This window comes from Paenibacillus sp. plas6 (assembly GCF_057221655.1).
This window is the reverse complement of sequence record NZ_CM170151.1, coordinates 4,124,677-4,138,158: the sequence shown is the minus strand read 5'-3', so window position 1 is coordinate 4,138,158 and position 13,482 is coordinate 4,124,677. Positions and strand designations below refer to the sequence as shown.

The 13,482-nt window shown below is 38.8% G+C and carries 12 protein-coding genes; all 12 read right to left on the bottom strand.

The window, feature by feature from the left end; genetic code table 11:
• Window positions 1-3 precede the first annotated feature (3 nt).
• The 12 genes from fliF to sucC all read right to left on the bottom strand — a co-directional run bounded on the left by fliF (window position 4) and on the right by sucC (window position 13,352).
• The gene (gene fliF, locus AC2TDL_RS18305; RefSeq protein WP_484697494.1) at window positions 4-1,590 is read right to left on the bottom strand and encodes a flagellar basal-body MS-ring/collar protein FliF; all 1,587 of its coding nucleotides are present in this window, start codon (window positions 1,588-1,590) and stop codon (window positions 4-6) included.
• Window positions 1,591-1,629: 39 nt separating this feature from the next.
• Window positions 1,630-1,941, bottom strand: coding sequence for a flagellar hook-basal body complex protein FliE (gene fliE, locus AC2TDL_RS18300; protein ID WP_484697493.1), 312 nt, complete (start codon window positions 1,939-1,941; stop codon window positions 1,630-1,632).
• Window positions 1,942-1,977: 36 nt separating this feature from the next.
• Complete coding sequence (flgC, locus tag AC2TDL_RS18295; protein WP_484697492.1) at window positions 1,978-2,436, bottom strand: flagellar basal body rod protein FlgC; 459 nt, start codon at window positions 2,434-2,436, stop codon at window positions 1,978-1,980.
• Between the two features lie 16 nt (window positions 2,437-2,452).
• Entirely contained in the window at window positions 2,453-2,869 is a 417-nt protein-coding gene (flgB, locus tag AC2TDL_RS18290; protein ID WP_484697491.1) for a flagellar basal body rod protein FlgB, read from the bottom strand.
• Between the two features lie 234 nt (window positions 2,870-3,103).
• Window positions 3,104-3,874: a GTP-sensing pleiotropic transcriptional regulator CodY gene (codY, locus tag AC2TDL_RS18285; RefSeq protein WP_484697490.1), complete on the bottom strand. Its 771-nt coding sequence runs from the start codon at window positions 3,872-3,874 to the stop codon at window positions 3,104-3,106.
• A 158-nt stretch (window positions 3,875-4,032) separates the two neighbouring features.
• On the bottom strand, window positions 4,033-5,436 hold the full coding sequence (gene hslU / locus AC2TDL_RS18280; protein ID WP_484697489.1) for an ATP-dependent protease ATPase subunit HslU: 1,404 nt from the start codon (window positions 5,434-5,436) through the stop codon (window positions 4,033-4,035).
• A 42-nt stretch (window positions 5,437-5,478) separates the two neighbouring features.
• Window positions 5,479-6,024 carry an ATP-dependent protease subunit HslV gene (hslV, locus tag AC2TDL_RS18275; protein ID WP_484697488.1) on the bottom strand — a complete coding sequence of 182 codons (546 nt, stop codon included), beginning with the start codon at window positions 6,022-6,024 and terminating at the stop codon, window positions 5,479-5,481.
• Between the two features lie 63 nt (window positions 6,025-6,087).
• Window positions 6,088-7,404 (bottom strand): FADH(2)-oxidizing methylenetetrahydrofolate--tRNA-(uracil(54)-C(5))-methyltransferase TrmFO, encoded by a 1,317-nt coding sequence (gene trmFO / locus AC2TDL_RS18270; protein WP_484697487.1) that lies wholly within the window; start codon window positions 7,402-7,404, stop codon window positions 6,088-6,090.
• Between the two features lie 401 nt (window positions 7,405-7,805).
• Window positions 7,806-9,911: a type I DNA topoisomerase gene (topA, locus tag AC2TDL_RS18265; protein ID WP_484697486.1), complete on the bottom strand. Its 2,106-nt coding sequence runs from the start codon at window positions 9,909-9,911 to the stop codon at window positions 7,806-7,808.
• A 27-nt stretch (window positions 9,912-9,938) separates the two neighbouring features.
• On the bottom strand, window positions 9,939-11,057 hold the full coding sequence (gene dprA, locus AC2TDL_RS18260) for a DNA-processing protein DprA (RefSeq protein ID WP_484697485.1): 1,119 nt from the start codon (window positions 11,055-11,057) through the stop codon (window positions 9,939-9,941).
• A gap of 153 nt (window positions 11,058-11,210) precedes the next feature.
• Complete coding sequence (gene sucD / locus AC2TDL_RS18255; protein WP_484697484.1) at window positions 11,211-12,143, bottom strand: succinate--CoA ligase subunit alpha; 933 nt, start codon at window positions 12,141-12,143, stop codon at window positions 11,211-11,213.
• A 48-nt stretch (window positions 12,144-12,191) separates the two neighbouring features.
• Entirely contained in the window at window positions 12,192-13,352 is a 1,161-nt protein-coding gene (gene sucC / locus AC2TDL_RS18250) for an ADP-forming succinate--CoA ligase subunit beta (protein ID WP_484697483.1), read from the bottom strand.
• Window positions 13,353-13,482 lie beyond the last annotated feature (130 nt).

Here is a 13,482-nt window from a genome sequence, read left to right as displayed (position 1 = left end):
CCTCTATTCATCTACTAGCCATGTACGTAGCAAGTTAACGAATTCGTCAGGTTTGCGTTTGGCAAGCGTTTCAAGATTTTTACGAGCTTGACTTTCATTTTGAATGTTATCAAGATCGATTGATTCATATGCAGGTCGTACTGGAATATCTTCTACTTCAATTTCTTCCTCTACGTCATTTCCTTTACGACGACGCATTACTAGGAAAACAATTGCAAGAATTAGAACTAATGCTAACGCTCCAAGACCGATTACCCAACCAATGGACAATCCATTATTTGAAGCATTAGTTTCTGATTCAGCTTCAAAATCACGTGAGATTAATGTCACTTTTTGTTGAACAGCCAAATCATTAGTTAAATCTTGACCTGAATTTGCTAACTGACTTCTAACAAAACTAGTTAAATAGTTGGTAATAGCTTCTTGATCAGCTTGATTTGTTATTTCAGAAGCTTCAAAACCAACACTGATAGATAGATCTTTTACTACATAAGCTTGTGATTCAATAATATTGTTAATACGGTTATAATCATAGTTTCGAATTGTGGAATTGCTTTCGGAGCTATTTTCTCCGCCAGATTGACTGGTTTGATACGTCGGCACATCAGTTTCGCCTGTTCCGACAACGCCACCATTCGAATTCGCGCTTGTACTACTGCTAGTGTCTATTTGTTCACTAACTACGATACCGCTGTTGTTGTTATTTTCAAGCGGCAATACTAGACTTTCTTGACTTTGCTTTTTATCAAAGTTCAAGCTACTAGATACGCTAACTACGATTTTATCAACACCGTAGATTTGGCTTAAATATTGTTGAATCGTATTTTTAATTTCTTGCTCATATTTTTTCTGAATATTAAATTGTGTTTCAATAGAGTTTGTTCCACCACTGAGCAAATCACTTGCTTCAGAAGATAGCAGTTCTCCCATTTGTTGACTTGAAATTGTAATATCTTTAACATCAATACCGCCAACAGCAGCTTTAATCAAGTTATAATAACCATCAATTTCTTTTTGCGTTGGTCGATAACCTGGGACGAAACTTAACACTGCAGCAACAGTAGTTTTTTCAGCGTCTTCTGTTGATAAGAACACACTTTTTTCTGGTTGAGTTACTAAAACTTTTGAACTTTCAATACCGTTCAAACCATTTAGTAAGCGTTGGATTTCACCATTTAACGCATTTTGATATTTAACATTAAATTCATTTTCAGTTGTTCCTAATGAGCTTGTACCAATGCCGAAAGTTTCAGTAAAGCCCAGTGTACCATTTTTAATTAGTCCTTCTGATCCAACTGCTATTTTTACACGAGCAGCATCTTTCGCAGGAATTGAAATTTCTGTACCTGAAGCATTCAATTTATAAGGAATGCCATTTGAGTCAAGATAATTGATTACTGCTGCGGAGTCAGTAGAATCAAGTTTTTGGAAAGCTACCTCATATTCAGTACGTGTAAAAATAACAATTGCCAATACAACTGCAACAATAATTCCGACTATTGAAGCGGATAACCATATTTTTTGTTTTCTGCCCATTTGCTGAAAACTACTTTTAACTTTATTTACATATTGGGCTACTTTTTCGTTCACGTTTTCACCTCATCCAAGTTCTATGGGGGTACCAAGCAATTAAACTTGGATTCTCATTATTTCCTGATACGCCGCCACTACTTTATTACGAATCTCTGAGGTTAATTGCAAACTTAATTGAGATTGACTAGCTGCAACCAATACTTCAGTAGCGTCGACGCGACCAGCTAAATATTGATCATTTAATTTTTGGACATTTGCTTCCTGTGCTTCAACACTGCTTAAAGCATCACTTAAAAATTGTCCAAAAGATTTAGTAATTTCAGCACCGGTTTTGTCCTGGCTTGAAACGTTCATGGCATTCTTGTTGCTGATAGGTGTTACACCTGATAAAGAAATCTGCTCAATCATAAAACATCTCAATCCTCTCTATCTTAATCTATTATTTTATTTACCAAGCTCTAATGATTTCATAAACATAGATTTTGAAGCATTCAATGCTGTTACATTTGATTCATAAGCACGAACAGCACCAATCATGTCGACCATTTCAGTCGCTATGTCAACATTCGGCATTTGTACGTACCCTTCTTCATTCGCATCAGGATGGGAAGGATTATATACTAGCTTAAAAGGGGAAGTATCCTCAATGATATTTGTCACATTAACTCCTTTGAACTTGTTGCTAGCATCTGTACCTGACAAAGTCTTATTGAAGATTTGATTGAAGGATTGCTCTTGCGATTTCATAACAACCATCTTACGCTTATATGGCACATATTCACCATTTACATAAGCAGCTCTTGTCGTTTCCGCATTAGCAATGTTAGAAGAAATGACATCCATACGCATTCTATTTGCGGTTAAAGCAGAAGCAGATATGTCAAAACCATTTGAAATTTTCACTTATGCTTACCTCCTGTTATTTTTGTCCAGTTATTGCAATTCGCATCATTGTAAAATCGTGGTTCAATTGCTGCACATAAAAGTTATAGTTTAACTGGTTTTTGGCGAGCAATGTCATCTCTGCATCGAGATCAACATTGTTATTAGTCAACGGATTCATTGCAGAATTTTCATCCGTCACTAATTTTGCCTTAGGCAAGCCCAAACTACCCTTTCCAATGGCAATATGTTTCTCATGATTTACTCTACCTTTAATCTTTTCTTTACCTGAACCCAATTGCTCAGATAGTAAATTCTCAAAAATTAGCTCTGATCTTTTGTAATTTGGTGTCTCAGCGTTAGCGATATTATTAGAAATTACTCGCTGTCTCGCCTCAGCAGCATATAAAGCTGATTCCATTCGCTGAAATGACATACTGTTAACAAGCTTCATTCTTTTTCACCACTTTCATAATACTGCTAATCTCTTTTATTCAACATTACTATTACAAAATCCTCTATTTTCCTACAAAAAGATTAAAAAAAAATAATATTACGTCGAATCATGATGGAATCATATACCTATATCATCTTCAAATATTTTATTTTGCACAATAAGAAAAAAGCCCTAACTTCTTTCGACATTAGGGCTTTCCAACTACTATTCATGAAATTTACACGAAAGTCACTAATTTTTGTTTTTTTCTAATTCTTGAAGTAGTTGATGATTTAATATTTTAATATATGTTCCTTTCATTCCAAGCGACCTGGTCTCTATAACCCCTGCGCTTTCCAATTTTCGAAGAGCATTTACGATAACGGAGCGAGTAATTCCTACTCGATCTGCAATTTTCGATGCTACCAGCAAACCTTCTTTGCCTTCAAGCTCTTCAAAAATGTGCTCTACTGCCTCAAGCTCACTATAAGACAGCGAGTTCATTGCCACGGAAACAACCGCCCTGCTGCGGGCTTCTTGTTCAATTTCTTCACTTCGTTCACGTAAAATTTCCATTCCTACCACAGTGCTTCCATACTCAGCCAGAACTAAATCTTCATCTGTAAAACTACCCGAATTCCGAGTCAGAAGTAATGTTCCATGCCGATCTCCACCACCAATAATTGGTACAATAGTCATAAATTCGTTATCCCCAATTTTTTCAAAAAGATCAGACTGAAGTGCACTTGGTGGAATTTCAGTGCTTGTTTCTTCGACACACATAATAATGCCGTTACTTACACTAGAAAAGCGCAATTCATCTGCATCAAGTGTCCGTAAATAATCATGTGCATACACATCTAAGGCTGCACAGCCTAATATTTTGCCTCGTCGACTAATCACGAACACATTTGCCTGTAAAGTCGTGCACAAGACTTCTGCCATCTCTCTAAAGCTCACTGGTTTACCTGCAGTTCGTTGCAGTAATCGATTCAATGTTCTTGTTTTATTCAATAGGCTCATCAAAAATTTTCCTCCTAAAACTATGCCAGCAATACTGTAATGAAACTAGCGATTATAACTTGCAGGAATCGACAACCTCCTAATAAATGGTACTAAAGGAGGATTGCCAAAATGTAGCCTAGTCCTTGAAGTGTTCATTATCAGAAGATTTACAATTTTTATAATATATACTGACTTAAATCTCTATCTTTTGCAATTCCGCCCAATTTTGCTTGGACATATTCGGGTGTTATAGTCATATGGTCAAGATTCATTTCAGGAGCTTCGAAGGATAAGTCCTCTAATAGCTTTTCTAAAATCGTATGCAAACGTCTCGCTCCAATATTCTCCATATTTCGATTAACCTCTGCTGCAATTTTTGCTAATTCTTTAATCGCACCCTCAGAAAATTCGATTTTAATTCCTTCTGTTTCAAGAAGCGCAGTATATTGCTTAGTTAGCGCATTTTGCGGTTCTGTAAGAATTCTAATAAAATCATCCTCTGAAAGTGAGGTTAACTCGACACGGATTGGAAAACGACCTTGCAGCTCTGGAATTAGATCTGATGGCTTGGCAATATGGAAAGCTCCTGCTGCAACGAATAAAATATAATCAGTCTTAACTGGACCATATTTTGTCATAACTGTCGAACCTTCAACGATCGGTAAAATATCTCTTTGCACTCCCTCGCGTGACACATCTGGACCAGCCCCTCTTGAAGGTGCAGCAATTTTGTCAATTTCATCAATAAAGATTATTCCGCTTTGCTCTGCTCGGGCAATAGATTCGACAATAACCTCGTCCATATCGATAAGTTTGTTCGCTTCTTGCTGTGTTAACACCTTGCGCGCTTCTTTTACAGTCAATGAACGTTTCTTAGGTTTTTTAGGCATCAGAGAGCCTAGCAAGTCTTGCATATTCATTCCCATGCCTTCCATGCCTTGACCATTCATTAACATATCCATCATTGAAGGTGTTGTATCCTCAACTTCAATTAGAACTTTTTCATCTTCAAGTTTTCCTGCCGCTAAATCCTCTCGTATTTTCGCGCGACGCTCAGCTAATCCATGATCTGCCTCATTATCTTTATCGTTGTTTTGCTCCCCTTGTATATTTCCAAATAGCATCTCAAAAGGATTTTTACTAGCTTTTTGCTTATTTTGAGCGGGAGCGAGAAGTTCAACAAGTCGTTCATTCGCTAGTTTTTCAGCTTCATCCTGAACGAAAACAACTTTTTCAGATTTCACCATGCGAATAGCTGTCTCTACGAGGTCACGTACCATTGATTCAACATCACGTCCAACATAACCAACCTCAGTAAACTTCGTCGCCTCAACTTTAACAAAAGGCGCCTTTACAAGCTTTGCTAAACGACGAGCGATTTCGGTTTTACCTACACCAGTAGGACCAATCATCAAAATATTTTTTGGCACGATTTCATCTCTTAAGCTTTCATCCAATATACTTCTCCGGTAACGGTTACGAAGTGCCACAGCTACTGAACGTTTTGCTTCTTTTTGACCTACAATATATTTATCTAACTCGGCAACAATCTCACGAGGAGTCAATGCTTTGTTATTCATCCCTATCGCCTCCAATAGCTTATCATATACAAATAGGTGTTCCTATACAATCTCTTCTACAATGATATTATGATTCGTATATACACAAATTTCTGCAGCGATTGTAAGAGCTTCCTTTGCCATTTCCTTTGCTTCCATACCTGTAGCATGGCGTTTCAATGCGCGAGCCGCAGAAAGTGCAAAACTGCCACCAGAGCCTATTGCAATAATATCATCGTCTGGCTCTATAATTTCACCGTTACCAGAAATAAGCAGCATTCCCGTCTTATCCATCACGATCATCATCGCTTCAAGCTTACGCAGCACTCTGTCAGAACGCCATTCTTTTGCAAGCTCTACTGCTGCACGTTGTAAGTTTCCATGATGCTCCTCTAGCTTTGACTCGAATTTTTCAAACAAGGTAATCGCATCAGCAACAGAACCGGCAAAACCCGCTACTACTTGACCACGGTATAGACGACGTACTTTTTTGGCTGTACCCTTCATGACCATGGAATTGCCAAAGGTCACTTGACCATCGCCTGCGATTGCTCCTTTACCATTATGTCTAACCGCACAAATCGTCGTGGCGTGAAATTTCATTTCCATGTCTTATCCCTCCTAAAATAACATCATTTATAAAAATTTGGATATTAAATTCAGTCACATGTTTTATTGTAAATGCTGCTCTTTAAATTCAGCAATGTAGTTCAAGGCACGTCTTGCAATTGCTTCATTTTTTTCCTTCTTGTTTCGTATTTTATTCTCTAGCGGAGGAAAAAGACCGAAGTTTGCATTCATTGGCTGAAAATGTTTGAAATCAGCAGTAGTAATATAATGTGCCATGCTTCCTAGTGCAGTTTCTTTTGGCAATTCAACCAGCGACTCTCCTTTTGCTAGCTTAGCCGCATTAATCCCTGCAATTAAACCTGAGGCTGCAGATTCAACGTAGCCTTCTACTCCTGTCATTTGACCAGCAAAAAATAAAGTTTCACGTTTTTTCGTCTGGTAAGTTGCCTTAAGCAAACTTGGCGAATTTATAAATGTATTGCGATGCATTACACCATAGCGAACAAATTCGGCATTTTCAAGACCAGGGATCATTCTAAAAACACGTTTTTGCTCTCCCCACTTCAAATGAGTTTGGAAACCAACCATATTATAAAGTGTACCTGCAGCATTATCTTGTCGTAATTGGATTACTGCATAAGGTAGCTTGCCAGTATGTGGATTAACAAGTCCTACTGGTTTCATCGGACCAAACAATACAGTTTGCTTGCCGCGTGCTGCCATAACCTCTATCGGCATGCACCCTTCAAAATAAACCTCTTTCTCGAAATCCTTAAGCTGAGCAACCTCTGCGGTAATTAACGCTTCATAAAAGGCGTCAAACTCTTCCTCAGTCATAGGACAATTCAAGTAAGCAGCTTCTCCTTTATCGTAGCGAGAAGCAAGATATACTTTACTCATATCGATGGAATCCTTCTCGATAATTGGAGCTGCTGCATCGTAAAAATAAAAATACTCTTCGCCTAATAATGCCTTAATTTCATTTGAAAGTGATTCTGCTGTAAGCGGTCCTGTTGCAATTACAACAATACCATCCTGCGGAATTTCTTTAACTTCTTCGTTTCTTATTTCAACAAGCGGATGGTTGCGAAGACGCTCAGTTACTTCTCCTGAAAAGCCTTCACGATCGACAGCTAATGCTCCACCTGCTGGTACCGCATGCTTATCTGCACAGCTCATTATAATTGAATTTAACATTCGCATTTCTTCTTTTAAAACACCAACTGCATTAGTTAAACCATTAGCTCGCAAGCTATTACTACAAACTAATTCAGCAAATTGATTCGTATGATGTGCAGGAGTTTGCTTAACCGGGCGCATTTCATAAAGAACTACTTCCACCCCTTGGCTAGCAATTTGCCATGCAGCTTCACTACCTGCTAAGCCAGCACCAATAACCGTTACCTTTTGTGTATTCACTTTGTTTCTTCCTCTCATGAAACTTTAATCATACTGTTAATTATAGAAAGACAATATCCTCCCAGAAACTTGGGAGGACAAATAGGACTTACAATGCTTATCAATTACGAAAAAACACCTTCGAAGCAAATGCCTTTCGGCTAAGCGTCATATTCGATGGCGAATTTACTACTGTGCGGAATTCACTGCTGCGCCCCGCTTCGTCATCAAAGTCCGCTAATTAAACATCCTCTTTCAATCTTAGTTTAATTTACAAGCTTTCAGGACCGAGAAGATGGAACGAAACTAGAGATTGAGGCAGCGTACGCATAATGGTACGTGAGTACCGCAAATTTCGGTTGAGTTCCATATTCGACGTCGTAATAACTATTCTGTGCTACTTCGTCATCAAAGAACGTAAATTAAACATCCTCTAATATGTCTTGGGATTCTTCGATAACCTCTTCACTATAATCACACCCCACACATTGCAATCGAGCGCCATTACGATTCCTTTTTTCTACAAGCACTTGCCCGCAATTCGGACATGTTTTATTAGTTGGTTTATCCCAAGAAACATAATCACACTCTGGATAGCTGTCGCAGCCATAAAAAATTCTACCCTTTTTACTGCGGCGCTCAACAATATGACCCTTAAGACATTTTGGACAAACAACTCCAATATCTTTAACGATTGGCTTTGTATTGCGACAATCTGGAAATCCTGAGCAAGCTAAGAAACGACCAAACCGCCCCATTTTATAAACTAACGGCTTTCCGCACTTCTCACACAGCTCATCTGAGACTTCGTCTTGAATTTCAACTTCCTTCATTTCTTCTTCTGCTACTTCTAAACGTTTTTTAAACGTCTCATAGAAATCTGAAAGAACTTTAACCCAATCCTCGGTACCCTCTTCAATATGATCGAGATTACCTTCCATCTCTGCCGTGAACTCAACATTCAAAATTTCAGGAAAAAACTCCTCCATCATTTGATTAATAAGCTCACCAAGCTCTGTAGGATAAAACTTTTTATCTTCCAGTGCAACGTATCCGCGTTTTTGCACTGTTTCTAGCGTAGGTGCATACGTACTTGGACGTCCAATCCCTAGCTCCTCCATCGTCCTAACAAGTCTTGCCTCAGTATAACGAGGAGGTGGTTGAGTAAAATGCTGCTTTGGTTCAATCTTTTGCGGTTTTAACTTCTCATCAACCTGTAAAGCTGGAAGAAACGTATACTCTTCATCAGTTTCATCATCGTTCCCTTCCACATAAACCTTCATAAAGCCCTGAAATTTAATTTTAGAACCAGAAGCACGAAAAGTAGCTTCACCAGCATTCAAGTCTACAGTCATCGTATCGAGAACTGCCGAAGACATTTGACTAGCTGCAAAACGATCCCAAACCAATTTATATAATCTAAGTTGATCTCGAGATAAATAAGGTTTTAATGAATCAGGATTTCGATGAATCGAGGTTGGTCGGATGGCCTCATGAGCATCCTGTGCATTACTATTTTTCTTCACATATTGTCTTGGTTCGGATGGGATGTATTCTGTCCCAAACTTTTCACTGATGTAGTTACGCGCCTCCTCCTGCGCCACAGGAGAGATACGCGTCGAGTCTGTTCTCATATATGTAATTAGACCGACGGTTCCTTCTTTACCTAGTTCAACGCCCTCATAGAGTTGCTGAGCAACGGACATCGTCTTCGCAGCGCGAAAACCTAATTTACGGGCAGCTTCCTGTTGCAAAGAACTAGTAATAAATGGAGGAGCAGGATGACGAAGACGTTCCTTCTCTTTAACTTCCGTTACTGTAAAGTTTTGATTGTCTATCGTCTTTAGAATTGCTTCTACTTCTTCTGCATTGTTCAGCTCTTTTTTCTTGCCGTTAATGCCATAAAATTTAGCCTCAAAATTTTGGTTCTTATGATTCAACAGAGTTGTTATTGACCAATATTCTTCTGGAATAAATGCTTCAATCTCATTTTCCCGATCAATGATTAACTTTACAGCAACCGATTGAACACGCCCAGCGGAAAGTCCTTTTTTAACTTTCTTCCATAATAATGGACTAATTTTATAACCTACTAAACGATCTAGTATTCGACGTGCTTGTTGCGAATTTACTAAGTCCATATTTATTTGTCGTGGCGTTTTAAAGGCTTCTTTTACCGCCTGTTTTGTAATTTCATTAAATACAACACGACAAGGTTCATTCTTATCTATTTCTAAGTAATGAGCAAGATGCCATGCTATCGCCTCTCCCTCTCGGTCAGGGTCGGCCGCTAAATAAATATGCTTTACTTTTTTACTAGCATCTTTTAACTCTTTTAATATGCTTCCTTTACCACGTATCGTAATATACTTTGGATTAAAATCATTTTCCACTTCAATGCCAAGCTGGCTTTTCGGCAAATCGCGAATATGTCCCATGGACGCTTTCACAATATATTTACTACCTAAATATTTACCAATCGTTTTGGCTTTGGCGGGTGATTCTACAATGACTAACGAATCTGCCATTCGAGGTGCCTCCTCTTTCGAAACAAGTTACAGTGCAATATATATAGACCCAGGTTGTAGCTCTATCAATTGTTTTATACATAAATGTAGCAGAAGTACGTTCAAATGTCCAAACGGAAGTGAAGTAAACTCTATAATTTCATTAATTGTACGAGGCTGTTCTTTAATAAATGTATAAATTTTGTGCTCTTCGGGTGATAACGCTTCAACATTCCTCGTCAACTTTGAGCCTGCTAGATCCTGTTCAAGGTTAGAAGTTTTTCTTAACCATAATAGCTCATCAAATAACGACTGTGAGGACAATAGCATTCTAGCATATCCCTTCTCAATAAGAAAGTTAGGACCTTCACTTTTCTTAGAATAAATGGAACCTGGCACAGCAAACAGCTCCCGATCCATGTCAAGTGCATGTCTCGCAGTAATCATCGAACCGCTTTTTCGTTCACCTTCGATAACAATGGTCGCCCGACTAAGTCCAGCAATAATACGGTTTCGAGCATGAAATTGACCAGGATGTATTGGCATCGGTTGCACACTTTCTGACAATAACAAGCCTTCAGTTTTTAATTGCTGATAGAGATTATAGTTATTTGCAGGATAGCAATGACCAATTGCACTTGGCAGAACTGCAATTGTACTAGCAGGATAGGAAATCGCTTCCTTATGCGCAATTGTATCTATGCCATTTGCTAATCCACTGACAATAGTTATGCCAGACTCTGCAAACTCTTTAGCAAATTGCCTTGTACACTGTCTGCCATAATTGCTCGGGTATCTTGTACCAACAATTGCAATAGCCTCCTGAGTAAGGAGATCTAACCGTCCCATCGCAAAAATAATCCATGGCGGTTGCGAAATTTGCTTTAAGAGCCCCGGATATAATTCATCCCAGTAAGCGATTGCTACATACTCACTGCTTTCTTCTCGCTCTAATAACTCATCAAGCGACGGGTAGCGATAATGATTATGAAAATGACAGAGCTTACTAGCTATTTTTTTCTGAAATCCTAATGCTTCTAGCTGCTCCTCTGTCCAAATTCTATTCATATATAATTCATTGCTAATAATCCGATCAACACTATGCCAGCCAACACCTTGAATGCTTAAAGCTTCAATTATATAGTACTTGAGCTCCAGCTTATTCATACATTCACCCCAATTAAGGAGCAAAGCTTGCAAGGTCACTTCTTCATTTTGCCTTATTTACACTATTATTTGCAAGTATTGCTCATAAAATAACTGAATTGAAAGAAAAAAGCCCCATCTTCGTTAAGAAGATGAGGCTTCTTGCCTTCTAAATTATTTAATTGTAATAACTTTATCTAACATGCCTTTTTCTTCAAGCAGGCTTACTAAAGTAGAACCCATTTCAGAAGGAGTCGGTGCTACACGTATACCGCATCTTTCAAGTGTTGCAATTTTTTCCGCTGCAGTACCTTTTCCGCCTGAAATAATCGCACCAGCATGTCCCATACGTTTTCCAGGAGGAGCAGTTGCACCGCCAATAAAGCCAACGACAGGTTTAGTCATGTTCGCTTTAATCCATTCAGCAGCTTCTTCTTCAGCAGTACCGCCAATTTCACCGATCATAATAACGGCGTATGTGTCAGGATCCTCGTTAAAACGACGCAAAATATCAATGAATTCTGAACCTTTCACAGGGTCTCCACCAATACCTACTGCAGTAGATTGTCCAATACCACGAGTAGTCAATTGATGAACTGCTTCATAAGTTAAAGTACCAGAACGGGATACAACCCCAACATGACCTGGTGCATGAATATATCCTGGCATAATTCCAATTTTACATTGTCCTGGAGTAATTACACCTGGACAGTTAGGTCCAATTAGAACGGATTTTTTACCTTCCATATAGCGCTTAACTTTTACCATATCAAGCACTGGAATACCTTCAGTAATACAGATAATCAGCTCTAGCCCCGCATCAACTGCTTCGATAATTGCTTCTGCAGCAAAAGCTGGCGGTACGTAAATAACAGTTGCTGTTGCACCTGTAGCATCAACCGCTTGTTGAACGGTATTAAATACAGGGATTGAAACAACTGAACCATTTTCTAAAGTAATTTCTACATTTGTGCCACCTTTACCTGGAGTTACGCCGCCTACCATTTGCGTACCATAATCAAGGGCACCTTTTGCATGGAACAAGCCAGTAGCGCCTGTAATCCCTTGCGTAATTACTTTTGTATCACGATTTACCAAAATTGCCACTTATCTCACATCCTCTGAATGTTTTCATGTAAAGAGACTTCTTAGCGACTATTTCACTAAATTAACGATTTTTTGTGCACCGTCAGCCATTGAATCAGCAGCAACAATGTTAAGACCAGATTCGTTAAGAATTTGTTTACCTAGCTCAACATTTGTTCCTTCCAAGCGAACGACAAGCGGACGATCTAGGCCGACTTGCTTAGCAGCTTCTACAACACCGTTAGCGATTACATCACAACGCATAATCCCGCCAAAGATGTTTACGAAAATCCCTTTTACTTTTTCATCAGATAGAATAATTTTGAATGCTTCAGTTACTTTTTCAGTCGTAGCACCACCGCCAACATCAAGGAAGTTAGCTGGTTCACCACCATAGTATTTAATAATATCCATTGTTGCCATAGCTAGTCCAGCGCCATTAACCATACAGCCAATGTTGCCGTCAAGCGCAATATAACTTAAATCGTATTTGGATGCTTCAATTTCTTTTGGATCTTCTTCGTCTAAATCACGAAGCTCTAAAATATCTTTATGACGGAACAACGCATTGGAGTCAAAGTTCAATTTAGCATCCAATGCCATTACTTCTCCATCGCCAGTCACTACTAATGGATTGATTTCTGCAACAGAGCAGTCCTTATCAACGAAAGCATTATACAGGCTAACAATAAATTTAGCAGCCTTATTAATTAATTCATTTGGAATATTGATAGCGTATGCAAGCTTTCTCGCTTGAAACGCTTGCAAACCAATTGCTGGATCAACCACTTCTTTGAAGATTTTTTCAGGCGTTTTAGCAGCTACTTCTTCAATTTCAGTTCCGCCTTCTTCAGAAGCCATAATTGTTACGCGACCAGTCGCACGATCAAGCACTACGCCAATATAATATTCTTTCTTAATGTCGCAGCCTTTCTCGATTAGTAGACGCTTAACCTCTTTACCTTCTGGTCCAGTTTGATGAGTCACTAACGTTTTACCTAAAATTTCAGAGGCATATTTGCGAACCTCATCAATGTTTTTTGCTACTTTAACTCCTCCAGCTTTACCTCTACCGCCAGCATGAATTTGGGCTTTAACAACAACGACGTCTGAGCCAAGTTCCTCTGCAGCCTTTACTGCCTCATCAACTGTAAAAGCCACCTTACCTTCCGGTACAACTACGCCATATTGTTTCAGAATAGCCTTACCTTGATACTCATGGATGTTCATGTTGAAATCCTCCATTTCACAGACTAATTGCAGTCATATGTAAAGAAACTGCTTACATTGTATCATCTTTCGTCACGATTATCTTCATTTTTGCGAAAAATGAGTAAGAGAAGTTTGCTATCATACTAAT

Bases quoted from the DNA above. Each gene is read 5' to 3' on its own strand.
- fliE (WP_484697493.1), bottom strand. From the start codon at position 1,941: ATGATTGAGCAGATTTCTTTATCAGGTGTAACACCTATCAGCAACAAG.
- flgB (WP_484697491.1), bottom strand. From the start codon at position 2,869: ATGAAGCTTGTTAACAGTATGTCATTTCAGCGAATGGAATCAGCTTTA.
- codY (WP_484697490.1), bottom strand. From the start codon at position 3,874: ATGAGCCTATTGAATAAAACAAGAACATTGAATCGATTACTGCAACGA.
- hslU (WP_484697489.1), bottom strand. From the start codon at position 5,436: ATGAATAACAAAGCATTGACTCCTCGTGAGATTGTTGCCGAGTTAGAT.
- hslV (WP_484697488.1), bottom strand. From the start codon at position 6,024: ATGGAAATGAAATTTCACGCCACGACGATTTGTGCGGTTAGACATAAT.
- topA (WP_484697486.1), bottom strand. From the start codon at position 9,911: ATGGCAGATTCGTTAGTCATTGTAGAATCACCCGCCAAAGCCAAAACG.
- dprA (WP_484697485.1), bottom strand. From the start codon at position 11,057: ATGAATAAGCTGGAGCTCAAGTACTATATAATTGAAGCTTTAAGCATT.
- sucC (WP_484697483.1), bottom strand. From the start codon at position 13,352: ATGAACATCCATGAGTATCAAGGTAAGGCTATTCTGAAACAATATGGC.